This is a genomic window from Streptococcus sp. KHUD_017, assembly GCF_054861245.1.
In genome coordinates this window covers 975,901-996,947 of the sequence record NZ_CM142175.1, presented here as the reverse complement: position 1 = coordinate 996,947, position 21,047 = coordinate 975,901, and the positions used below count along the sequence as shown (strand labels likewise).

Below are 21,047 nucleotides of genomic sequence, written 5' to 3'. Positions count from 1 at the left end.
TGTGATTAGCTATGAAAATTAAAGAGAAGACTATGGAAGAACTAGAATTATTCGAAGCTGCCTCCAAAGATTTATTTGATACTATGCAGGGATTTAAAGACAATCTATCTGTTCAATTTCCCCTGTTAGATAGTGATAACTGGCAGTATGATAAGGGATCGATAAAAGTTTGTAAAGCTGATGAATCAGGATTCAAAAAAAGATGTAGGGTCGGAATTAGCTACAACTTGAAAGTCTCCCTATTAAACGAAGATGCAGAGCAAATCTGGTTACTGTTTAAAGACTGGTTCAATACTAGCAGATTGGGTCAAGTTGAAAGAAATCCTAATAATGAGGATTTGGGAAGATATGTCTTCTCAGCAAGTTCTCCTCTTGGAGATCAGGTAGATTGTTCCATTTATTTGCCTAATGAGTGGAATATCCCTCAGATTAGCTTTTCAGGCTATCTAACAGCTCGTTATAGAGCTTGTGATCTTGATAAATTAAAAGAATAAGATGGAGGTTTTTAGAGATGAGAAAGATTGATTGGGACAAGATAAAGACTCGCTTAGATGCCTTGCTGGTCATTGATGAGTATCTAACAGATCCGAGTGAGGATTGGCTCAGACTTGTGATTAAGATTGAGGAAGACTATGGAGTCCGATATCTTATTGACAATGGCTCTGGTGATTCTTTAGATGTGATTTTGACTGATAAAATGATCCTTATAAAAGGCTTTGATCATGAAAGTAGTTTAAGCCAGTTTGCTGCTGACGAGTGGAATCAAGATATCATCGATAGTTTTTATAAAGGACTGGATGAAAAGTATGTCTCACTTTATTCAGAAGAACAAAAAGATGAAACAACCTTCTTTATCTGGTATGACGGTCACGCGCATCAACAGACTTACCAAGATCAGGATGGTGGAGAATGGTTGCTTTCTTACCTTTTTGATAACTTTGAGAGATTTCATGAGTTTGTGACTGACTATTATGAAATTACAGTTGATGAAGACTTACTGAGAAAACTCTACAAGGAAGGATTTCTTTCAGAAATAGAATTAGAGCAATTAATCTAGGAGAGTTAAGAGAGTAATCATGAGAGTGAACTATAAAAATACCCCTGAAAACTATCGAGCTATGGTGCAAATAATCATCCCACCCTTGCTTGATTTACTCAAAAGTTTAACCTTGTTAGAAGAGGAAATTTTTGAGCGTAACAGAGCACTGGATAAGGAAAAAGAAGGCCTTGGCATCCCAGCAAATCAAATTCATCCAAAGTGGAATGAACTTATGGATGATTATTTTCAGAGGCAAATGCAACTTCTAACTGGACGAGTGACTCAAAATTACTTGGAAGGAGGAGTTCGAATTTCTTATAGCTCCCCAAGTGAGTATAACTATGTTAAAAGGAATGATTTTTCTATAGATTTTATCATGACAAAAGCTGAAGAAGCAAGAGTCATCACTCATTATCAAGAAGCTTTAGACATGAAGCATCAGTTTGTACTTAGATTGGTGGATGGAAATTGGCTACTTGATGAGAAATTTTACGGTTTTGAGGATGAGGAAACTTGGTATGGCGACTTACTTTGAGTAAGAGAGCTTTGCTTTCCAAATGATATGAGAAAAAGGAGAAGTCCTGTGAATTTTTTAAAAAATCTATTTACTAGTAAGAAAGAAAAGTCAGAGAAGAAAAAACAACTGATTTTGTCCATGCCCCTCTTCAAAGGCAAGCAGGCCTATTCTTTAGACCAGGTCGTTCAGGAATTGAAATCTCACTGGGCGCTTGAAATTTCTGAAGTTTCTGGGGATGATTCTAGTGCAACCTTTGTGATTGATGGTGCTCTCGTTGCGCTGGCTTTAATGGATTTGCCTATCCCAAGTCAAGAATTTGAAGAATTGTATGCCTATTCTTACCTCTGGCAGGATGTTGAGAAGGATACACAGGAGCACACACAGCATGCTATTGTTTCTATTTTGTCTGACAATCTTTCGCCAGTAGAAACCTATTCCCTATTAACTAAAGTCAATGCCTCTATCCTAAAAACAAGTCCATCAGCTATGGGTATTTATCAGGGTTCTGCCACCTTGCTCTTACCCAAAGATCTTTATCTAGACCTGGCTGACCTTTTGAAAGAAGAAATGCTTCCCCTTCAACTCTGGATTTATATGGGAATTATCAACCAGGGAGATAAAACTAGTATTTACACTTATGGTTTGAAAGAGTTTGGAAAAACTGAGATTGAAATTATCGAGTCTCCTATGAATAGCGATGACTTATATTATTTCCTCCTGTCTATTCTTCAGTATGTTTTAGGCAGTGATGTCATCTTAAAGGACGGTGAAACCATTGGCTTTTCAGAAGATCAAAAAATCAAAATCACTGAGTCAAAAGCCGTCTATTTGGAAGGAAATTCCTTGAAAATAGATGTTTAAACCATGATTTATAATTGAGTGTCCTTCCTAGATTGGTGGTTTTATGAAGCGTGATATAAAGAAGTATTATCTCTACCGATTTCTGGTCTATAGATTTGAAAAACTCTCTTGTAAGAATGCAAGTCTAAAAAAAATAAAGCCAGAGAAGAGAGAAAAAATCGTTCTAGAGGCTACTCGAACTAGTCAAAAGATTATTCTAGTTCTTGGAATTCTCTACATCCTTTTAAATTCAGTCCTCTTCATTTACCTAAGGATAAGTGATTTTCAAAATCCTTTGTTTATGGTGTTTACTGACTATATCGACTATTTGGGACAACTGATAAACGGAAAATGGGGCGGTAGTTGGCGGCAAAAGAAAGCTAGTTTTTTGATGTTTGCTATCCTGGCTTTACCGATTGTACTAATAGAAGGCGGCCCCTTCTTCTTGATGGTTTTATTAGTTGGGAATTGGGAATTAAAGAGAAAGATAAGATTTGAGAGAGAGCATAAAGGAGTAGAGAGTCATGGGTAGAACGGTGATTATAAGTACTTTAATAGTTTTTACAATCTTTAATCTGCTACTCGGTCTGGGCTTTTATCTCTTTCTAAAAAAGAGGAAAGAGAATGGGCAGTCCTTGTACGAAACTCCTGTAAATCAACAAACTCGAACAGAAAAACTGGGTTTAGGTGAGATTTTAGTCTACCTGACACTGATTGCAATCGCAGGGATGTTTGCTTTTCAGACCTTAAATAGAGGTGGTGTGGGGAATTCTATTTTAGCTAAAATGATCCTCCTCCCAGCTATAATGGCTCTTTTCAATGCTCGAAAAAGGACTGGGAAGTCTATGCTTGCCCTCCTTATAACCTTGATGGTCTTTCTAGTAGGAGTCATGTTTAATCTCACGATTGGTTTGCCACCTCAAACACCAATTTTGCAAATTAATGAAAGTAAAATTACGTTAGCAGAAACCAAAGCAAGTGGTCTGATGGAAGCTGGATTTGATATCTATGTAAAACAGGGTGATGGTGGTAGCGACTATGAAGACCTCCTGACAGATGGCAATTTCCAAAAGTATGCAGGAGATAAATCGGTCACCATTGAAAAAGGCTTCAGGCTTGACAGCAATGCTGTCCCCTACGCTCCCTATATCCTAGCAAAAGACGGCATAGTACTGGGGAGTATTTCCTTTTACGGTGCTGAGGACCAGAATGTGGCTTTAGAAGATTCTAAGATTATTCAGGTTCGATTTTACAAGGAAAGTATTGAGGCAGCTAAAAAACATTCTATCACTTTCAAGTTAGATGAACTCGACTTGACTACTAGACTTGATATCCCGCTTGTTCAAGAAACTTTTAAAAAGCATCTATGGTCAATTCCACCAACAAATACAAGTGATGTCACTCAACTATGGTATGGATTACAATGGGTTAGCAACAGTGACTCTCTATTTTGGAATGAATATTATAGTCTCATCCGTCTAGATGAAAATTATTTGATGACTGATTTTGAACTAGCTGCCAAAGTGGCGCGTGATGAGTAGTAAATACGATTTTGAATAGTTGAATTTGCTTATGACTATCTAAAGGAAGTAATTTATTTATACTCTTCAAAAATCAAATTCAAACCACGTCAGCTTCGCCTTGCCGTACTCGAGTACAGCCTTCGGCTAGCTTCCTAGTTTGCTCTTTGATTTTCATTGAGTATTAGTTCCTTTTTTTATTATTAGATTTTAATTTAAAACGATTTCCATTTCTTGGTTAAACAAATTAGACGAACTAAATAATAAATCATTTTAAAAAAGTTCTAAAAAAACTTTACAAGATAATGAAAACATGATATAGTAATAAAGCTTAGAAAATGAGATGATGTTTTCTAGCAAATATAAACCCGAGTAAAAAATGCCTACGGACAGGCAGGGTTGAATGCCGAAGCGTGGTTGAAAAGCCATATTATTGATAGGGTTAAAAGCCTACTTTTATAAGTTGATGTTAGGACATTAGTTCTAATTCGTATACATTTGTTAGTGTGGTGAAAGCACACGTCATCTTGTGAAACGATCAATAAAGTACGTAATATTTGCTACTAGAGAGTTAGGAAACATCAGGAACAGACATACTCAAAAGAAACAAACATAAACACGTCAGTAGATTGTAGAGCAGGTGCCAACCTGCTCTTTTTTCATAAGTATCCTTTAGAGCCTTACACAAGGTGAAAAAAACTATGATAAAGGAGTATGTCTCTATAATGTTAAATCAAAACCAAGCTCCTATTTATGAGGGACTGGTCAAGTTACGAAAAAAAAGAATTGTACCTTTCGATGTACCAGGTCATAAGCGTGGCCGTGGTAACCCAGAATTAGTGGAACTTTTAGGGGAAAAATGCGTTGGTATTGATGTCAATTCTATGAAGCCCTTGGACAATCTAGGACATCCTATTTCGATTATTAGAGAAGCGGAAGAGCTAGCGGCAGAAGCTTTTGGTGCTGCTCATGCCTTTTTGATGATTGGTGGGACAACTTCATCCGTGCAGACCATGATTCTTTCTACCTGTAAATCAGGTGATAAAATCATCCTTCCTCGAAATGTCCATAAATCAGCTATTAATGCACTCGTTTTATGCGGTGCTATTCCTATCTATATAGAGATGAGTGTTGATCCAAAAATCGGTATTGCTTTGGGGCTTGAAAATGAGCGTGTGACGCGAGCTATTAAGGACCATCCGGACGCCAAGGCTATCCTAATAAACAATCCAACCTATTATGGGATTTGTTCAGATCTTAAGGGATTAACAGAGATGGCTCACGCCGCAGGAATGAAAGTCTTAGTAGATGAGGCGCACGGTGCTCATCTGCACTTTACAGATAAACTTCCTCTGTCTGCTATGGACGCAGGAGCAGATATGTCAGCTGTATCCATGCATAAGTCCGGTGGCAGCTTGACTCAAAGCTCGCTCCTTCTCGTTGGCAATCAGATGAATCCTGAGTACGTACGCCAGATTATTAATCTGACACAGTCAACATCAGCATCCTACTTGCTAATGGCTAGTCTAGATGTTTCTCGTAGAAACCTAGCCCTTCGTGGTAAGGAGTCCTTTGAGAAAGTTATTGAGCTATCTGAGTACGCACGTCGTGAAATAAATGCCATCGGTGGCTACTATGCCTATTCAAAAGAACTAGTAGATGGGGTATCAGTTTGTGATTTTGATGTGACTAAGTTGTCAGTCTACACTCAGGGTATTGGCTTAACAGGTATCGAGGTTTATGACCTCTTACGAGATGAGTATGACATTCAAATTGAGTTTGGTGATATCGGGAATATCTTAGCCTACATTTCGATTGGTGACCGTATCCAAGACATTGAACGCTTGGTTGGTGCTTTAGCTGATATCAAGAGACTCTATTCACGAGATGGGAAGGACTTGATTGCTGGAGAATATATCCAACCAGAGTTGGTGCTGTCTCCTCAGGAAGCATTCTATGCAGAGAGAAGAAGCTTAACATTAGACGAGTCCATTGGCCAAGTATGTGGGGAATTTGTCATGTGCTATCCTCCAGGTATTCCAATTCTAGCGCCAGGTGAACGGATTACACGAGAAATTGTCGATTATATCCAATTTGCAAAAGAACGTGGTTGTTCCCTCCAAGGTACGGAAGATCCAGAGGTCAATCACATCAATGTTATTGAGAGAAAGGAGAACTAGATGGATTTATGGTTTTCTGAAGTTCATACTCCAGATGTTAAGTTAACGATGAGAACAGCCAAACAGCTTTATTCTGGTCAAAGTGAATGGCAGGATATCGAGGTTCTGGACACCCCAGCTTTTGGGAAAGTGTTAATTTTAAATGGGCATGTCTTATTCTCAGATGCGGATGATTTCGTCTACAACGAAATGACAGTTCACGTTCCTATGGCTGTCCATCCCAATCCAAAGAAAGTCTTGGTTATTGGGGGTGGTGACGGTGGTGTTGCCCAAGTATTAACACTCTATCCAGAATTGGAACAAATCGATATTGTAGAACCAGATGAGATGCTGGTTGAGGTTTGTCGAGAATATTTTCCAGACTTTGCTGCAGGACTTGATGATCCTCGCGTCACCATTTACTACCAAAATGGACTGAGATTTTTGAGAAATTGTGAAGATGATTACGACATTATCATTAACGATGCGACAGATCCATTTGGCCATACGGAAGGGCTCTTTACCAAGGAATTTTACGGCAATAGTTACCGTGCTCTCAAAGAGGACGGAATCATGATTTATCAGCATGGTAGTCCCTTCTTTGACGAAGATGAGTCAGCTTGCCGAAGCATGCACCGCAAGGTCAATCAAGCCTTTCCAATCAGTCGGGTCTATCAGGCCCATATTCCAACTAGCCCAGCTGGCTATTGGTTGTTTGGATTTGCATCGAAAAAATATCACCCTGTCAAAGATTTTGACAAGGAAGGCTGGAAAAAACGTCAGTTATTTACGGAATACTACACTGCAAATTTACATGAGGGGGCCTTCAAGTTGCCTAAGTATGTAGAAGACATTTTAGAAGAAGAGGAAGGAAAAAAATGAGTCGTTTATTAGTTATTGGATGTGGGGGAGTTGCCCAAGTTGCTATTTCAAAGATTTGCCAAGATAGCGAAACGTTTAAAGAAATTATGATTGCTAGCCGTACCAAGTCAAAATGTGATGACTTGAAGGCTAAATTAGAAGGCAAAACAAATACTAAGATTGAAACAGCTGCTCTTGATGCAGACAAGGTAGAAGAAGTGATTGCCTTGATTGAAAGCTACAAACCAGAAGCTGTTTTGAACGTAGCTCTACCATACCAAGACTTGACCATCATGGATGCTTGTTTAGCAACAGGAGTCCACTATATCGATACAGCCAACTATGAGGCTGAGGACACAGAAGACCCTGAATGGCGTGCTATTTATGAGAAACGTTGTAAGGAACTTGGTTTTACAGCTTACTTTGACTACTCATGGCAATGGGCTTATCAAGAGAAATTCAAAGAAGCAGGCTTGACCGCTCTTCTGGGTTCTGGTTTTGACCCAGGTGTAACCAGCGTCTTTTCAGCTTATGCACTCAAACATTACTTTGACGAAATCCACTATATCGATATTTTAGACTGTAATGGTGGTGACCACGGTTATCCATTTGCTACAAACTTTAACCCAGAAATCAACTTGCGTGAGGTTTCTGCACCAGGTTCTTACTGGGAAGATGGAAAATGGGTAGAAGTCGAAGCTATGTCTATCAAACGTGAGTATGATTTCCCTCAAGTTGGTCAAAAAGACATGTATCTCCTCCACCATGAAGAAATTGAATCATTAGCAAAGAATATTCCCGGTGTTAAACGTATTCGTTTCTTTATGACTTTTGGCCAATCTTATCTAACGCATATGAAATGCTTGGAAAACGTTGGTCTCCTTCGTACAGATGCTATTAACTTTAACGGACAAGAAATCGTTCCAATCCAATTCTTGAAAGCCTTGCTTCCAGATCCTGCAAGCCTTGGACCACGCACTGTTGGAAAAACAAATATCGGATGTATCTTTACTGGTGTCAAAGATGGCGTTGAAAAGACAATCTACATCTACAATGTTTGCGACCATCAGGAATGCTACGCAGAGGTTGGTTCACAAGCCATTTCTTACACAACAGGTGTTCCTGCCATGATTGGGACAAAATTAGTGTTGGATGGCACTTGGAAACAACCAGGAGTTTATAACCTTGAAGAATTGGACCCAGATCCATTCATGGATGCTTTAAATAAATACGGTTTGCCATGGGTTGTGGTTGAAAATCCACAAATGGTGGACTAATGAAGTTAAAACAAGTATCAACGCCTTCTTATATCATTGACTTAGCTAAACTAGAAGAAAATTGTAGCATTCTACAAGAGGTTCAGGAAAAGGCTGGTTGTAAGGTTTTGCTAGCTCAAAAAGCTTATTCCCTCTATAAAACCTATCCTTTGATTAGTCAGTATCTGTCAGGTACGACAGCTAGTGGACTCTTTGAAGCTAAGCTAGCTAGAGAAGAGTTCCCGGGAGAAGTTCATGTATTTGCGCCCGCTTTCAAGGAATCAGATATGGAAGAGCTACTGCAAATATCGGATCATATTGTTTTCAACTCAGAGAGACAACTACGCAAATATGGTCAACTTTGTCGTGATGCTGGTATTAGTGTGGGTCTGCGCATCAATCCTCAATGTTCAACGCAAGGTGACCACGCGCTCTATGACCCTTGCGCTCCTGGTTCACGTTTTGGAGTGACTTCAGACAAGATACCAAGTGATTTGTTGGATTTGGTTGACGGACTACATTTTCATACTCTCTGTGAGCAGGGGGCAGATGATTTACAAACGACTTTGAAAGCAGTCGAAGAGCAGTTTGGAACCTATTTGCATCACCTTAAATGGCTCAATATGGGCGGCGGACATCACATTACAAGAGAAGATTACGATGTGGATTTGCTGATTTCTGAAATCAAGCGTATTCGAGAAACCTATAACCTTGACGTTTATATTGAACCAGGAGAAGCCATTGCACTTAATGCGGGTTATTTAGCTACTGAAGTCTTAGATATAGTGGAAAATGGGATTGAGACCTTGGTGTTAGATGCTTCAGCAAGTTGCCATATGCCAGATGTTCTTGAGATGCCTTATCGCCCACCATTAAGAGATGGATTTGAAGCGCAAGAAAAAACTTATACTTATAGACTCTCTTCAAATACTTGCCTGACAGGGGATATCATTGGGGATTACAGCTTTGAAAAACCGATTCACATCGGCGATCGCCTCTATTTTGAAGACATGGCTATTTACTCATTTGTCAAAAATAATACCTTTAACGGCATTGGGCTTCCAAGTTTGTATCTCATGGATAAAGAAGGTGAGTGCAGTCTAGTCAAAGAATTTGGCTACCGAGACTTTAAGGAGAGATTATCATGATGGACAGTCCAAAGAAATTAGGTTATCGTATGCCTGCAGAGTATGAACCCCATCATGGAACTCTCATGATATGGCCAACTCGACCCGGATCTTGGCCTTTTCAAGGAAAGGCTGCAAAACAAGCATTTAGCCAGATTATCAAAACCATTGCCCAAGGGGAAACAGTCTACCTTTTAGTAGACCAGGATTATCTATCTGAAGCGCAATCCTATCTAGGAGACCAGGTTGTTTATTTAGATATTCCGACAAATGATGCCTGGGCTCGTGATACAGGTCCAACTATTCTCCTTAATGATAAAAGGGAAAAATTAGCGGTAGATTGGTCTTTCAATGCTTGGGGAGGTTCTGTGGATGGACTCTATCAAGACTATGAAGCAGATGACCAAGTGGCCAGGCGTTTTGCAGAATTCTTAGAGGTACCTGTTTACGATGCAAAACCATTTGTACTAGAAGGTGGAGCTATACACAGTGACGGTCAAGGAACCATACTTGTCACAGAAAGCTGCTTGCTCAGTCCGGGTCGCAATCCTCATATGACTAAAGAAGAGATTGAAAATACCTTACTAGAGAGCCTTGGAGCTGAAAAAGTCATCTGGCTACCTTACGGTATTTATCAGGACGAAACCAATGAACACGTCGACAATGTAGCAGCTTTTGTTGGCCCAGCAGTGATTGTCTTAGCTTGGACGGACGACCAAGACGATCCCCAGTATGCCATGTCTGCGGCCGATTTAGCTCTTTTAGAGACGGAAACAGATGCAAAGGGGCGTTCCTTTACCATTCATAAACTTCCGATTCCAGCTATCCATCAAGTAGTGACGGAAGAAGATTTGCCGGGCTATACTTATGAAGAAGGCGAAGAGGAACGCTATGCTGGTGAGCGTTTAGCAGCATCCTATGTGAACTTCTATATTGCTAATAAGTCTGTCTTGGTGCCACAATTTCAGGATGAAAACGACCAAGTGGCCTTGGATATCCTGAGTAAGTGTTTCCCAGACCGTGAAGTTGTCGGAATCCCTGCAAGAGATATTCTTTTAGGTGGTGGAAATATCCACTGTATTACCCAACAAATTCCAGAATAGGAGAAAAAGATGAGAAATGTAAAGGTTGCAGCTATTCAGATGCAATGCGCTAAGGATGTGGAAACGAATATCCAAACAGCTGAACGTTTGGTCCGTCAAGCTACAGATCAAGGTGCGCAAATTATTCTCTTACCTGAGTTGTTTGAACGTCCCTATTTCTGTCAGGAACGTCAATATGACTACTACCAGTATGCCCAGTCGGTGTCAGAAAATACGGCAATTCAGCATTTCAAAGTGATTGCCAAGGAATTAAAGGTCGTTTTACCAATCAGTTTCTATGAAAAAGATGGTAATGTCTTATATAATTCGATAGCTGTCATTGATGCAGATGGAGAAGTGCTAGGCGTTTATCGGAAGACACACATACCAGATGACCATTATTATCAAGAAAAGTTTTATTTCACGCCTGGCAACACAGGATTCAAAGTTTGGGATACTCGCTATGCGAAAATCGGTATTGGGATCTGTTGGGATCAGTGGTTCCCTGAAACAGCCCGTTGCCTTGCCTTAAATGGTGCAGAATTTCTCTTTTATCCAACAGCCATTGGTTCGGAACCAATTTTGGATACAGATAGTTGTGGTCATTGGCAACGTACCATGCAAGGGCACGCAGCAGCAAATATTGTCCCAGTTATTGCTGCCAATCGTTATGGTTTGGAAGAAGTACAACCTTGCGAGGAAAACGGTGGTCAAAGTTCTAGCCTTAACTTTTACGGTTCTTCTTTTATGACCGATGAAACAGGAGCTATCTTGATTCAAGCAGAACGACAAGGCGAAGCTATCTTGTTAACAACTTATGACCTTGACAAGGGAGCAAATGAACGCCTAAACTGGGGCTTGTTTAGAGACAGAAGACCAGACATGTATAAAGATATTGTCAGATGAGAAAAGGCCTACTATAGGCTTTTTTCTATATATACTATAATAATTTTTGATAATGTATTAGAAATCTGATAAAATGGGGTATAAGAAGTTAATAGGAAAGAGAACCACCATGCAAACACCAGAAGAAATGAATGTGCTAGTACCTGAAAAACTAGCAGAAATTGAGCGTGATTATGATGTTACTGTTTTGTGGGCAATTGAGTCTGGTAGTCGCGCTTGGGGCTTTGAGTCTCCGGATAGTGATTTTGATGTGCGTTTTGTATACAAGCATAAGCAAGATTTTTATCTAAGCTTGAACGATCATCGCGATGTCATCGAACTACCAATTGACGATACTTGGGATGTGAGTGGCTGGGATTTGGACAAGGCTTTAAAGTTGCTTTATAAGTCAAATCCAACCCTCTTTGAGTGGTTACAGTCGCCAATCGTTTACCAGCAAGATGCAGATTTTATTAACCGTATCCGTCCGCTTGTCAGTCAGTATTTTTCCGAGAAAAAGATGCTCCACCATTACTTGAATACTGCTAGAACTCAAATGAATAAGTATCTTTCAGGAGATAAGGTCAAACCTAAAAAGTACTTCTATGCTCTACGTCCTATTTTAGCTTGTCGTTGGATTGAAAAACATCATTCTGTTCCACCGATTTTGTTTGATGATTTGGTCAAAGAACTCCTCCCTGATGAAATGAAAGAGCATGTGTCTAGATTGCTTGATATCAAGTTAAAGGGACCTGAAGGAATGGAAATTGAGCCGATAGAGCCAATTCAGGACTTTATCATCAAAAATATCCAAGAGCTGGATGACTACGTCCAAAGTGTTACAGAGGAAAAGAAAGACTGGAAAGCTCTCAATCAATTTTTCCTTGAAGAATTAAGTCGTGACTGAGGTTAATTATGGGAAAATGGACTTGTAGATATGGTCAAGCAATGAACGACCACCAAGCGCCTGATCCAAATGCTTATTCGGTTTATTCGGATGAGTTCTTAGCAGAAATTTCTCAAGCTGAATTATTTTAACTGATATTCTGTCATTGTAATTACGGTAATTATTTGTTATAATACTTCAAAGGAGGAAATCAGATGGTAGTAAAAACAAGAAAACAAGGAAATTCAATCACCATCACCATTCCAAGCGAATTCAATATTCCAAGTGGTGTTAAATACGAAGCAAAATTGTTACCAAGTGGTGAAATTATCTTTACTCCCGAAGAGTCTGGACATCAGATTTCTTATGTATCTGATGATGCCTTTGACTTAAATTTGGACAAAATTTTTGACGAATACGATGATGTTTTCAAAGCTTTGGTGGAAAAATGACAGTCTATCTGACAGAAAGACAAATTGAAAAAATCAATGCTTTAGCAATTCAACGGTATTCACCTAATGAAAAAATTCAAACAGTTAGTCCTTCTGCCTTAAATATGATTGTCAATTTACCAGAACAATTTGTCTTCGGTAAACCTCTTTATCCAACAATTTTTGATAAGGCAACGATACTATTTGTCCAATTGATCAAGAAGCATGTTTTTGCTAACGCTAATAAACGAACTGCTTTCTTTGTTTTGGTGAAATTTCTACAGTTAAATGGTTATCGTTTTTCTGTAACAGTTGAAGAAGCGGTCGATATGTGTGTAACTATCGCAGTAGAATCCTTAACAGATGAAAGGTTAGCTAGCTACACCAAATGGATCTCTGAACATTCATTTAGAGCTAATGGCCAAATTTAAGATTGGATATTTAAATCCTATAAGTAAAAAATAGATAAACAGATAGTATTAGAATTCTGTAATTCAGAAAACTAATCTTTTGAATACGTCAAACATTCAATCTTACTAAACAAGAAAAAGTAGCCCTCTCAGGCTACTTTTTAAAATTCTTTGTAAACATAAGTATTTTCGGGTTTGTCTACTTTGATAAAGGACTGGACTTCAAGGGTTGGGAGGACTTGGTTGAGTTCTTTGTGATAGTGATTGCTAATCTTACCTTTGACTCTGACCCAGGTGTTATTTTCATACTGATTGCTATTTCCTGTAGTCAAGAGACCAAAAACACCCGAATCAGCAATACAGTGCATGATACCAAAACGAAAGACAAATTGACTATTGGCGTAATTGGGATCATTGTAGACAAAACCAGTAAACTCAATCTCCTTACCTTCAAATTCATTTGGAAAATCATAGATGACCTCCATGACTTCCAAGTAATTCTCATCCTTGATGACAATGCTTGATTGGCCTAAGTATTTATCAGCAGTCTTCCTAACAATATTTTCATAAGCAGTTTTTGAATAAAATCTGCTAGTATCCGGCTTAAGATACTGACTGCTCGTTCCTTCACTTGCTTGGATTGCCTTGTCAGTTCCTTCCGACAAAGGAAAATAATATCCTTTTGCCGATACTGTTTGTGAATCCAGAGTGACGGTTGGAAAGGTAAATCCAACTAACAAGGGAAAACTTAAGAGGACAAAACTAGCAAGCTTGGCTGAAAAACTATGTAAGTGACTATGTTCTTTCAAACGCTTGAAGCAAATATAGGCTTGAACGATGGCTAGTAACAATGACAAAACCATGCTGATATAAGCCAGATAAGAGTAGTGGAGGTTTATATACTGATTGAGCTTATCTGATAGGTGCAGATAAAGGGTTAAGATAAAATAGCCAAATAAGATAAAAAATCGAATCATAGCATCACCCCGACTAGATAAGAATAGACAAGAACAACAAGAGTTACAATTGCCATGAATTGCCAAATAAATCGCGTTTTAAGATAATTCTTCATCATGAGTAGGTTCTTGACATCAAGCATGGGACCTATAACCAGAAAGGCAAGCACTGGAGCAAAGCCAAAACTAGAGAGAAGCGAAGATCCGATAAAGGCATCCGCTTCACTACAGAGTGATAGAAGAAAGGACAAGACCATCAAAAGAACAATAGCGAGCAGTGGTGTCGCACTGATGGATGTCAGGATACGAGTTGGAACATAGACTTGGACTATACTTGCAAAAAGACAGCCAAAGACCAAATAACGTCCCATATCAAAGAATTCATCAATAGCTTGAATGAATACCTGAAGGATTTTTTGACTTTTACTCAAGTGAGAAAAATCATGCTCATGGCAAGCCAATCTATTTTCCTTTTGGATAGGTCCCTCCCAGAAAAATCCAAGAAAGATACCCAATATAGTAGCAACTAGAATAGCGCCCAAAGCTCTTAGAAAAACCATTTTAAATGAATTACCAAAGGCTGAATAAGTCGCAAAAAGTACGATGGGATTGATGATAGGAGCGGTTACTAGAAAGGGAACAGCTGTATAGCTTGGAACCTTCTTTTCTAAAAAGCGATTGATGATAGGAACGATTCCACATTCACAAGAAGGAAAGAGAAAACCAATGAAGCTACCAAAAAAGATTCTCCCCAAGCGATTTTTAGGGAGAAACTTATAAACATTCTCAGGTGTGACATAGACTTCAATGGCACCAGAGATGATGCTACCGATTAAGACAAACGGTAAAGCTTCAATGATAATTGAAAGAAAGATGGCGCCAGCTTGTAGCACACTAGAAGGGAAACTTTGAAAGAGTGTCATCTATTTTTTCTTTTCTGCCTTATCTTTCTTTTCTTTGTCATCTGGAAATGTTACTTGCTTCAAGTCAGGGAGTTTAGCGAATTCTTCGAACATCTTATCTAAGTCATCAGTTTTTGTAAATTTAACAGCCATAAGGCATACCTCGATTCTTTTAGTTAAGACTATTATACTATTATTTCTAAGAAATGTTTGGATTTTAAAATAAACATGGCTTTTATCTTTATAAAGTTGAATGAAAGCATCAAATTAATGAAAACAAGCTTTCTTCCTTATGGTATAATAGTTTCATGGATAAAAAATATGAAAAAATTTCCCAAGATTTGGGTGTAACTTTAAAGCAGATTGATACTGTCTTGTCTTTGACAGCAGAAGGAGCAACTATTCCTTTTATCGCTCGTTATCGGAAAGACATGACTGGTAGCTTGGATGAAGTGGCCATTAAGGCTATTATAGACCTTGATAAAAGTCTAACTGCTCTTAATGATCGTAAAGAAGCTGTCTTAGCCAAAATCAAAGAACAAGGCAAGCTAACTAAGGAGTTAGAAGAAGCTATTTTAGCAGCTGAAAAACTAGCTGATGTAGAAGAACTCTATCTTCCCTATAAAGAGAAACGTCGGACCAAGGCAACGATTGCGCGTGAGGCTGGACTTTTTCCACTTGCTCGTTTAATTTTACAAAATGTTTCTAATCTAGAAAAAGAAGCAGAAGCATTTGTCCGTGAAGGTTTCGAAACTCCTCAAGAAGCTTTGGCTGGGGCTGTAGACATCTTGGTTGAAGCACTATCCGAGGATGTTCATTTACGTTCAATGACATATCAAGAGGTACTTAGACGGTCTAAGATTACTTCTCAAGTCAAAGATGAGAGTCTTGATGAAAAGCAAGTCTTTCAGATTTATTACGATTTCTCAGAAACAGTTGCAAACATGCAAGGTTACCGTACGCTTGCCCTTAATCGTGGTGAGAAGCTAGGCATTTTGAAAATTGGCTTTGAGCATGCGACTGATCGTATCCAATCTTTCTTTGCTGCTCGTTTCAAGGTTAAGAATGCCTATATTGATGAAGTCGTTCAGCAATCTGTTAAGAAAAAAGTATTACCAGCTATTGAGCGACGTATTCGTACAGAATTAACAGAAAAGGCAGAAGAAGGAGCTATTCAACTCTTCTCAGAAAACCTTAGAAATCTTCTCCTTGTCGCACCTCTTAAAGGGCGCGTGGTCCTTGGATTTGACCCTGCCTTTCGTACGGGTGCCAAGCTTGCAGTTGTTGATGCGACTGGAAAGATGTTGACAACGCAAGTCATTTATCCCGTCAAACCAGCTTCAGCTCGTCAGATTGAAGAAGCAAAGAAAGATTTGGCAGATTTGATTGGTCAATATGGCGTGGAAATCATTGCCATCGGTAATGGTACTGCTAGTCGTGAGAGCGAAGCCTTTGTCGCTGAAGTACTTAAAGATTTTCCTGAGGTTAGCTATGTCATTGTAAATGAGAGCGGGGCATCTGTCTACTCAGCTAGTGAACTTGCTCGTCAAGAGTTTCCAGAGTTAACTGTTGAAAAACGTTCTGCTATTTCTATTGCTCGTCGCTTGCAAGACCCACTTGCTGAGTTGGTTAAAATTGATCCCAAATCGATTGGTGTCGGTCAATATCAGCACGATGTTAGTCAGAAAAAACTGTCTGAAAGTCTGGACTTTGTTGTTGATACAGTAGTTAACCAAGTCGGTGTCAATGTCAATACAGCTAGTCCAGCCTTACTTTCGCACGTAGCTGGGCTTAACAAAACAATCTCTGAAAATATCGTCAAGTACCGTGAAGAAGAAGGAAAAATCACTTCACGCGCCCAAATCAAGAAAGTTCCTCGTTTAGGTGCTAAAGCGTTTGAACAGGCTGCAGGTTTCCTCCGTATCCCGGAAAGTAGCAATATCCTTGACAATACAGGTGTTCACCCAGAAAACTATGCTGCTGTTAAGGAACTCTTCAAACGTTTGGACATTAAAGACCTAAATGAAGAAGCGCAAGCCAAACTCAAATCTATTTCAATCAAGGAAATGGCCCAAGAATTAGACCTCGGTCAAGAAACTCTCAAAGATATTATTGCAGATCTTTTAAAACCAGGACGTGATTTCCGTGATTCTTTTGATGCTCCAGTCCTTCGTCAGGATGTCTTGGATATCAAGGATTTAAAAGTTGGACAAAAACTTGAGGGAGTTGTTCGTAACGTCGTTGACTTCGGTGCCTTTGTTGACATTGGTATTCACGAGGATGGCCTGATTCATATCTCTCATATGAGCAAGAAATTCATCAAACATCCGAGTCAAGTCGTTTCAGTTGGTGATTTGGTAACTGTTTGGGTGAAGAAGATTGATGTCCAACGAGAAAAAGTAAATCTGTCGCTCCTTGCACCAGATGAATCTAACTAATTACGTTCGACAAGTTTCTTTAGAAGACTTTGGAAAACCTTTCAAACACCAAGCTCAATGGAATACTCGCCTACGGTCGACAGGTGGGCGATTCTTTCCAAAGGATGGGCATTTGGATTTTAATCCCAAAGTCTATCAAGAACTTGGTTTAGAGGTTTTTCGGAAAATTGTCCGTCACGAACTCTGTCATTATCATCTATACTATGAGGGCAAAGGGTATAAACATAAAGATGTAGTCTTTAAGAAACTGTTAAAAGAAGTAGACGGGCTCCGCTTTGTTCCACCCTTATCAAGTGTCAGTCAAACACCCGTTCTAGTCTATACTTGTCAGACTTGTCACCAAACCTATCAACGAAAGAGACGAATTGATATCAAACGCTATCGTTGTGGTCTCTGTCGTGGTAAACTCATTTTGCAAAATACGCCTAAGGACTGATGCAAGTAGTTTTGGTTCATGTTATACTGATTTCAAGAATAGCGAAAGAGGTAGAAATCATGAATACAAAATTTTATAAAATGAGACGAAATCGTATGATATCAGGTGTACTTGCTGGACTATCTGATAAATGGGATCTTGATGTTACTCTTGTACGCTTCATTTTTGCGATCTTTACAATCGCAAACTTCGGACTTGGAATCATCATCTACATCATCCTAGCCTCTATCTTGCCAACCAAGGAAGATATCGAAGCAGAAATGTACGGAACAGGACCACGCAAAATAAAAGAAGCTGAACCAATCAAAGATGACGAAGGTTGGTTTTGGTAATTAGTTTTTAATCTTAACATTTTGATAAGTAAAAAAGATACCGCAAGGTATCTTTTTTAAATACTAAACAATTGACCTAATAGATAGGTAACTCCCATGGTTAAAAGACCAATACAAAGGTTACGAATCATAGCTGTTTTGGTTGGAGCTTTCCCAAGTGTAGCACTGGTGTAGCCGGTAACTAATAGAGAAATCGCTACAATAACAACAGTAGCAGGGATTCGGTAGTCACTTGGAAAGATGGTAATGGAGAGCATTGGTGGTAAACTACCAAGAACAAAAGCGATAAAGCTAGATGCTGCAGCATGCCAAGGATTTGTAAACTCTTCATACTCGATTCCGTATTTTTCTTCAACCAAAGCTTTCAGTGGATTTTTTAAAAAGGCTTTATTGACTAATAGTTGAGCTGAAGTTTCACACTCACCATTTTGAAGATAGGCTGCATAGAGCGATTTCTTTGCAGCTTCGATATCTTTATCCAAAAGTAATTGCTCACGAGCTACAGCGGCTTCTTCTGTGTCTTTTTGAGTGGATACTGAAACATATTCACCTCCAGCCATAGAGAAGGCACCCGCTAAGATGGCAGCCAAACCTGAGAGAAAGATAATCCAGATATTGCTGGTTGCACTGGCAACCCCGATAACAACTCCAGCGATGGAAATGATCCCGTCATTGGCTCCGAGCACACCAGCACGTAAAATATTTAAACGGCCGGTGAAGTTTGTATCAATTTCATGTGTAATTTCTGACATAGTCTTCTCCTTCATATTCATTATAAAGTATAGGAATAACGAATACAAACTTTTTAAACTATCTGAAAAAAGTTCTACAATTTTAATAATAGCCATAGCTATTGCTTATGCCTATATATAATAAAGTTGTATTTGTAACTGACTGTCATTGATGATACAATTAATTTAATGAAATCTTTGGAGGTCTGATGATGACTCGTGAATTTAAATTTGAAACCCTACAATTGCATGCAGGACAAGTGCTAGATGCTACTACCAAGTCTCGTGCTGTACCAATTTATCAAACAACATCCTTTGTATTTGAAGATACACAGGAAGGTGCAGACCTTTTTGCACTTCAGAAGGCTGGTAATATCTATACTCGTATTACTAACCCAACAACTTCAGCCTTTGAAGAGCGTATTGCGGCTCTTGAAGGAGGTGTTGGTGCTCTTGCCACAGCTTCTGGAATGGCAGCTCTTACTTATACTATCCTTGGACTTGCTCACGCAGGAGACCACGTGGTTGCAGCTTCAACTATCTACGGTGGGACCTTTAACCTTTTGAAAGAAACCCTTCCTCGATACGGAATCACCACAACTTTTGTTGATATTGATAATCTAGAAGAAGTAGAGGCAGCGATTAAAGATAATACCAAACTTGTCTTGATTGAAACTTTGGGTAATCCAGTTATAAACATTCCTGATATCGAGAAAATAGCTGAAATTGCTCACAAACACCAAATTCCTTTAGTTTCTGACAATACATTTGCAACACCATATCTCATTAATGTCTTTTCACACGGTGTAGATATCTCAGTTCACTCGGCAACTAAATTTATCGGTGGACACGGTACAACTATTGGCGGTGTCATTGTTGATAGCGGTAAATTTGACTGGGCTGCTTCAGGGAAATTCCCTCAATTCGTTAATGAAGATCCAAGCTACCATAATTTGAGCTATACTCGAGATGTAGGTGCTGCAGCCTTTATCGTTGCTACTCGTGTTCAATTGCTTCGCGATATGGGAGCTGCCCTTTCACCATTTAACTCATTCTTGCTCCTACAAGGTCTTGAAACACTATCTCTCCGTGTTGAACGCCATGTGCAAAACGCTGAGAAAATCGTTGATTTCCTTGTGAACCATCCAAAAGTTGAAAAAGTTAATTATCCAAAATTAGCTGATAGCCCTTACCATGCCTTGGCGGAGAAATATTTACCAAAAGGTGTTGGTTCAATCTTTACCTTCCATGTTAAAGGTGGAGAAGCAGAAGCTCGTAAGGTGATTGATAGCTTAGAAATCTTTTCAAACCTTGCAAACGTAGCAGATGCCAAATCATTGGTCGTTCATCCGGCAACTACAACCCATGCTCAATTGTCTGACTCTGATCTAGAAGCAGCAGGAGTAACTAAAAATCAAATTCGTCTATCAATTGGACTAGAAAATGTCGATGATTTGATTGAAGATTTGCGTCTTGCACTTGAAAAAATCTAAAAATATCTAGTTTTTATGAAATTAAGCATCCTTCTCACGAATAATAAAGTGAGGAGGATTTTTATGTATAGCATTTCATTTCAAGAAGATTCGCTTTTACCAAGAGAGAGACTAGTAAAAGAAGGAGTAGAAGCGCTCAGCAACCAAGAATTACTGGCAATATTACTAAGGACAGGCACAAAACGGGCCAATGTTTTTGAAATAGCACAGAAGGTCTTAAATCAGCTGACATGTTTAACTGACCTCAAAAGAATGAGTCTACAGGAATTGCAGACTCTATCGGGTATTGGACGTGTAAAGGCTATCGAATTACAAGCCGTTATTGAATTAGGCTACCGTATCCATAAAAGGGAAACAGTGGAAATGGAGAGTATTCTTAGCAGTCGTAAATTAGCTAAAAAGATGCAGTCTGAGCTTGGAGATAAAAAACAAGAGCACCTAGTGGCGCTCTATCTGAATACTCAAAATCAAATCATTCACCAGCAGACTATTTTTATCGGGTCTGCCACGAGAAGCATTGCTGAACCCAGAGAAATTCTCCACTATGCTTTGAAGCATATGGCAACATCTGTGATTTTGGTTCATAATCATCCATCAGGAGCAGTAGTTCCTAGCCCCAATGATGACCAGGTTACGAAACTTGTTAAAGAAGCCTGCGAATTAATGGGATTGGTCTTATTGGACCATTTAATCGTCTCTCATTCTGATTATTTTAGTTACCGCGAGAAGACGGACCTGATATAGGA

25 protein-coding genes are annotated in these 21,047 nt (G+C 39.1%); 21 read left to right on the top strand and 4 right to left on the bottom strand.

Features of this window, described 5'->3' with window-relative positions; genetic code table 11:
* Nucleotides 1-11: 11 nt before the first annotated feature.
* From ACVAMZ_RS04895 to ACVAMZ_RS04820, 16 genes are all read left to right on the top strand, one after another.
* Nucleotides 12-494 carry a hypothetical protein gene (locus tag ACVAMZ_RS04895; RefSeq protein ID WP_461684180.1) on the top strand — a complete coding sequence of 161 codons (483 nt, stop codon included), beginning with the start codon at nt 12-14 and terminating at the stop codon, nt 492-494.
* 17 nt (nt 495-511) lie between these two features.
* Nucleotides 512-1,057: a hypothetical protein gene (locus tag ACVAMZ_RS04890; RefSeq protein WP_461684179.1), complete on the top strand. Its 546-nt coding sequence runs from the start codon at nt 512-514 to the stop codon at nt 1,055-1,057.
* 19 nt (nt 1,058-1,076) lie between these two features.
* Nucleotides 1,077-1,574, top strand: coding sequence for a hypothetical protein (locus tag ACVAMZ_RS04885; RefSeq protein ID WP_461684178.1), 498 nt, complete (start codon nt 1,077-1,079; stop codon nt 1,572-1,574).
* Between the two features lie 48 nt (nt 1,575-1,622).
* The gene (locus ACVAMZ_RS04880) at nt 1,623-2,417 is read left to right on the top strand and encodes a DUF4261 domain-containing protein (protein ID WP_461684177.1); all 795 of its coding nucleotides are present in this window, start codon (nt 1,623-1,625) and stop codon (nt 2,415-2,417) included.
* A 43-nt stretch (nt 2,418-2,460) separates the two neighbouring features.
* The gene (locus ACVAMZ_RS04875) at nt 2,461-2,928 is read left to right on the top strand and encodes a hypothetical protein (protein WP_461684176.1); all 468 of its coding nucleotides are present in this window, start codon (nt 2,461-2,463) and stop codon (nt 2,926-2,928) included.
* Nucleotides 2,921-3,937, top strand: coding sequence for a hypothetical protein (locus tag ACVAMZ_RS04870; RefSeq protein ID WP_461684175.1), 1,017 nt, complete (start codon nt 2,921-2,923; stop codon nt 3,935-3,937). Before ACVAMZ_RS04875 ends, ACVAMZ_RS04870 begins: the two co-directional genes overlap by 8 nt.
* Before the next feature lie 704 nt (nt 3,938-4,641).
* On the top strand, nt 4,642-6,096 hold the full coding sequence (locus tag ACVAMZ_RS04865) for an aminotransferase class I/II-fold pyridoxal phosphate-dependent enzyme (protein WP_461684174.1): 1,455 nt from the start codon (nt 4,642-4,644) through the stop codon (nt 6,094-6,096).
* The gene (gene speE / locus ACVAMZ_RS04860) at nt 6,097-6,957 is read left to right on the top strand and encodes a polyamine aminopropyltransferase (protein WP_461684173.1); all 861 of its coding nucleotides are present in this window, start codon (nt 6,097-6,099) and stop codon (nt 6,955-6,957) included. It abuts the gene before it with no gap.
* Nucleotides 6,954-8,213 (top strand): saccharopine dehydrogenase family protein, encoded by a 1,260-nt coding sequence (locus ACVAMZ_RS04855; RefSeq protein WP_461684172.1) that lies wholly within the window; start codon nt 6,954-6,956, stop codon nt 8,211-8,213. The genes speE and ACVAMZ_RS04855 overlap by 4 nt, the downstream gene beginning before the upstream one ends.
* Nucleotides 8,213-9,340 (top strand): carboxynorspermidine decarboxylase, encoded by a 1,128-nt coding sequence (nspC, locus tag ACVAMZ_RS04850; RefSeq protein ID WP_461684171.1) that lies wholly within the window; start codon nt 8,213-8,215, stop codon nt 9,338-9,340. The genes ACVAMZ_RS04855 and nspC overlap by 1 nt, the downstream gene beginning before the upstream one ends.
* A complete protein-coding gene (gene aguA, locus ACVAMZ_RS04845; protein WP_461684170.1) occupies nt 9,337-10,422 on the top strand; it encodes an agmatine deiminase in 1,086 nt (361 codons plus the stop codon). The genes nspC and aguA overlap by 4 nt, the downstream gene beginning before the upstream one ends.
* A 9-nt stretch (nt 10,423-10,431) precedes the next feature.
* Nucleotides 10,432-11,307, top strand: coding sequence for an N-carbamoylputrescine amidase (aguB, locus tag ACVAMZ_RS04840; protein WP_461684169.1), 876 nt, complete (start codon nt 10,432-10,434; stop codon nt 11,305-11,307).
* A gap of 109 nt (nt 11,308-11,416) precedes the next feature.
* Nucleotides 11,417-12,193, top strand: a complete 777-nt coding sequence (locus ACVAMZ_RS04835) for a nucleotidyltransferase domain-containing protein (protein WP_461684168.1) — start codon at nt 11,417-11,419, stop codon at nt 12,191-12,193.
* 8 nt (nt 12,194-12,201) lie between these two features.
* Nucleotides 12,202-12,324, top strand: coding sequence for a hypothetical protein (locus ACVAMZ_RS04830; RefSeq protein ID WP_461685184.1), 123 nt, complete (start codon nt 12,202-12,204; stop codon nt 12,322-12,324).
* 63 nt (nt 12,325-12,387) lie between these two features.
* Nucleotides 12,388-12,624: an AbrB/MazE/SpoVT family DNA-binding domain-containing protein gene (locus ACVAMZ_RS04825; RefSeq protein ID WP_000260607.1), complete on the top strand. Its 237-nt coding sequence runs from the start codon at nt 12,388-12,390 to the stop codon at nt 12,622-12,624.
* Entirely contained in the window at nt 12,621-13,034 is a 414-nt protein-coding gene (locus tag ACVAMZ_RS04820; protein WP_461684167.1) for a type II toxin-antitoxin system death-on-curing family toxin, read from the top strand. Before ACVAMZ_RS04825 ends, ACVAMZ_RS04820 begins: the two co-directional genes overlap by 4 nt.
* Nucleotides 13,035-13,174: 140 nt before the next feature.
* On the opposite strand, the gene ACVAMZ_RS04815 is transcribed toward ACVAMZ_RS04820, so the two are convergent.
* The 3 genes from ACVAMZ_RS04815 to ACVAMZ_RS04805 are packed head-to-tail and all read right to left on the bottom strand — an operon-like array spanning nt 13,175 to nt 15,024.
* Complete coding sequence (locus tag ACVAMZ_RS04815; RefSeq protein WP_461684166.1) at nt 13,175-13,990, bottom strand: TIGR03943 family putative permease subunit; 816 nt, start codon at nt 13,988-13,990, stop codon at nt 13,175-13,177.
* Nucleotides 13,987-14,892 carry a permease gene (locus tag ACVAMZ_RS04810; RefSeq protein ID WP_461684165.1) on the bottom strand — a complete coding sequence of 302 codons (906 nt, stop codon included), beginning with the start codon at nt 14,890-14,892 and terminating at the stop codon, nt 13,987-13,989. Before ACVAMZ_RS04810 ends, ACVAMZ_RS04815 begins: the two co-directional genes overlap by 4 nt.
* Nucleotides 14,893-15,024, bottom strand: coding sequence for an SPJ_0845 family protein (locus ACVAMZ_RS04805; RefSeq protein WP_000268695.1), 132 nt, complete (start codon nt 15,022-15,024; stop codon nt 14,893-14,895). It lies immediately after the preceding gene.
* Nucleotides 15,025-15,179: 155 nt separating this feature from the next.
* On the opposite strand from ACVAMZ_RS04805, the gene ACVAMZ_RS04800 reads away from it, so the two are divergent.
* Genes ACVAMZ_RS04800 through ACVAMZ_RS04790 form a run of 3 tightly spaced genes read left to right on the top strand, consistent with a single transcriptional unit; the run spans nt 15,180 to nt 18,077 of the window.
* Nucleotides 15,180-17,309 carry a Tex family protein gene (locus ACVAMZ_RS04800; RefSeq protein WP_414268223.1) on the top strand — a complete coding sequence of 710 codons (2,130 nt, stop codon included), beginning with the start codon at nt 15,180-15,182 and terminating at the stop codon, nt 17,307-17,309.
* Nucleotides 17,296-17,745, top strand: a complete 450-nt coding sequence (locus tag ACVAMZ_RS04795) for a SprT family protein (RefSeq protein WP_414268222.1) — start codon at nt 17,296-17,298, stop codon at nt 17,743-17,745. The genes ACVAMZ_RS04800 and ACVAMZ_RS04795 overlap by 14 nt, the downstream gene beginning before the upstream one ends.
* 59 nt (nt 17,746-17,804) lie before the next feature.
* Entirely contained in the window at nt 17,805-18,077 is a 273-nt protein-coding gene (locus tag ACVAMZ_RS04790) for a PspC domain-containing protein (RefSeq protein ID WP_414268221.1), read from the top strand.
* A 56-nt stretch (nt 18,078-18,133) separates the two neighbouring features.
* Here the strand turns inward: ACVAMZ_RS04790 and ACVAMZ_RS04785 are convergent, their stop codons facing one another.
* Nucleotides 18,134-18,829: a VIT1/CCC1 transporter family protein gene (locus ACVAMZ_RS04785; RefSeq protein WP_461684164.1), complete on the bottom strand. Its 696-nt coding sequence runs from the start codon at nt 18,827-18,829 to the stop codon at nt 18,134-18,136.
* A 191-nt stretch (nt 18,830-19,020) separates the two neighbouring features.
* Between ACVAMZ_RS04785 and ACVAMZ_RS04780 the strand changes: the two genes are divergently transcribed.
* Both ACVAMZ_RS04780 and radC read left to right on the top strand, forming a co-directional pair.
* Nucleotides 19,021-20,301: an O-acetylhomoserine aminocarboxypropyltransferase/cysteine synthase family protein gene (locus ACVAMZ_RS04780; protein WP_414268216.1), complete on the top strand. Its 1,281-nt coding sequence runs from the start codon at nt 19,021-19,023 to the stop codon at nt 20,299-20,301.
* Between the two features lie 63 nt (nt 20,302-20,364).
* A complete protein-coding gene (gene radC / locus ACVAMZ_RS04775) occupies nt 20,365-21,045 on the top strand; it encodes a RadC family protein (RefSeq protein ID WP_414268215.1) in 681 nt (226 codons plus the stop codon).
* Nucleotides 21,046-21,047 lie beyond the last annotated feature (2 nt).

Coding starts and splice junctions, on each gene's coding strand:
- ACVAMZ_RS04895 (WP_461684180.1), top strand. CDS start 12: ATGAAAATTAAAGAGAAGACTATGGAAGAACTAGAATTATTCGAAGCT.
- ACVAMZ_RS04890 (WP_461684179.1), top strand. CDS start 512: ATGAGAAAGATTGATTGGGACAAGATAAAGACTCGCTTAGATGCCTTG.
- ACVAMZ_RS04885 (WP_461684178.1), top strand. CDS start 1,077: ATGAGAGTGAACTATAAAAATACCCCTGAAAACTATCGAGCTATGGTG.
- ACVAMZ_RS04875 (WP_461684176.1), top strand. CDS start 2,461: ATGAAGCGTGATATAAAGAAGTATTATCTCTACCGATTTCTGGTCTAT.
- ACVAMZ_RS04870 (WP_461684175.1), top strand. CDS start 2,921: ATGGGTAGAACGGTGATTATAAGTACTTTAATAGTTTTTACAATCTTT.
- ACVAMZ_RS04865 (WP_461684174.1), top strand. CDS start 4,642: ATGTTAAATCAAAACCAAGCTCCTATTTATGAGGGACTGGTCAAGTTA.
- speE (WP_461684173.1), top strand. CDS start 6,097: ATGGATTTATGGTTTTCTGAAGTTCATACTCCAGATGTTAAGTTAACG.
- ACVAMZ_RS04855 (WP_461684172.1), top strand. CDS start 6,954: ATGAGTCGTTTATTAGTTATTGGATGTGGGGGAGTTGCCCAAGTTGCT.
- nspC (WP_461684171.1), top strand. CDS start 8,213: ATGAAGTTAAAACAAGTATCAACGCCTTCTTATATCATTGACTTAGCT.
- aguA (WP_461684170.1), top strand. CDS start 9,337: ATGATGGACAGTCCAAAGAAATTAGGTTATCGTATGCCTGCAGAGTAT.
- aguB (WP_461684169.1), top strand. CDS start 10,432: ATGAGAAATGTAAAGGTTGCAGCTATTCAGATGCAATGCGCTAAGGAT.
- ACVAMZ_RS04835 (WP_461684168.1), top strand. CDS start 11,417: ATGCAAACACCAGAAGAAATGAATGTGCTAGTACCTGAAAAACTAGCA.
- ACVAMZ_RS04830 (WP_461685184.1), top strand. CDS start 12,202: ATGGGAAAATGGACTTGTAGATATGGTCAAGCAATGAACGACCACCAA.
- ACVAMZ_RS04825 (WP_000260607.1), top strand. CDS start 12,388: ATGGTAGTAAAAACAAGAAAACAAGGAAATTCAATCACCATCACCATT.
- ACVAMZ_RS04820 (WP_461684167.1), top strand. CDS start 12,621: ATGACAGTCTATCTGACAGAAAGACAAATTGAAAAAATCAATGCTTTA.
- ACVAMZ_RS04815 (WP_461684166.1), bottom strand. CDS start 13,990: ATGATTCGATTTTTTATCTTATTTGGCTATTTTATCTTAACCCTTTAT.
- ACVAMZ_RS04810 (WP_461684165.1), bottom strand. CDS start 14,892: ATGACACTCTTTCAAAGTTTCCCTTCTAGTGTGCTACAAGCTGGCGCC.
- ACVAMZ_RS04805 (WP_000268695.1), bottom strand. CDS start 15,024: ATGGCTGTTAAATTTACAAAAACTGATGACTTAGATAAGATGTTCGAA.
- ACVAMZ_RS04800 (WP_414268223.1), top strand. CDS start 15,180: ATGGATAAAAAATATGAAAAAATTTCCCAAGATTTGGGTGTAACTTTA.
- ACVAMZ_RS04795 (WP_414268222.1), top strand. CDS start 17,296: ATGAATCTAACTAATTACGTTCGACAAGTTTCTTTAGAAGACTTTGGA.
- ACVAMZ_RS04790 (WP_414268221.1), top strand. CDS start 17,805: ATGAATACAAAATTTTATAAAATGAGACGAAATCGTATGATATCAGGT.
- ACVAMZ_RS04785 (WP_461684164.1), bottom strand. CDS start 18,829: ATGTCAGAAATTACACATGAAATTGATACAAACTTCACCGGCCGTTTA.
- ACVAMZ_RS04780 (WP_414268216.1), top strand. CDS start 19,021: ATGACTCGTGAATTTAAATTTGAAACCCTACAATTGCATGCAGGACAA.
- radC (WP_414268215.1), top strand. CDS start 20,365: ATGTATAGCATTTCATTTCAAGAAGATTCGCTTTTACCAAGAGAGAGA.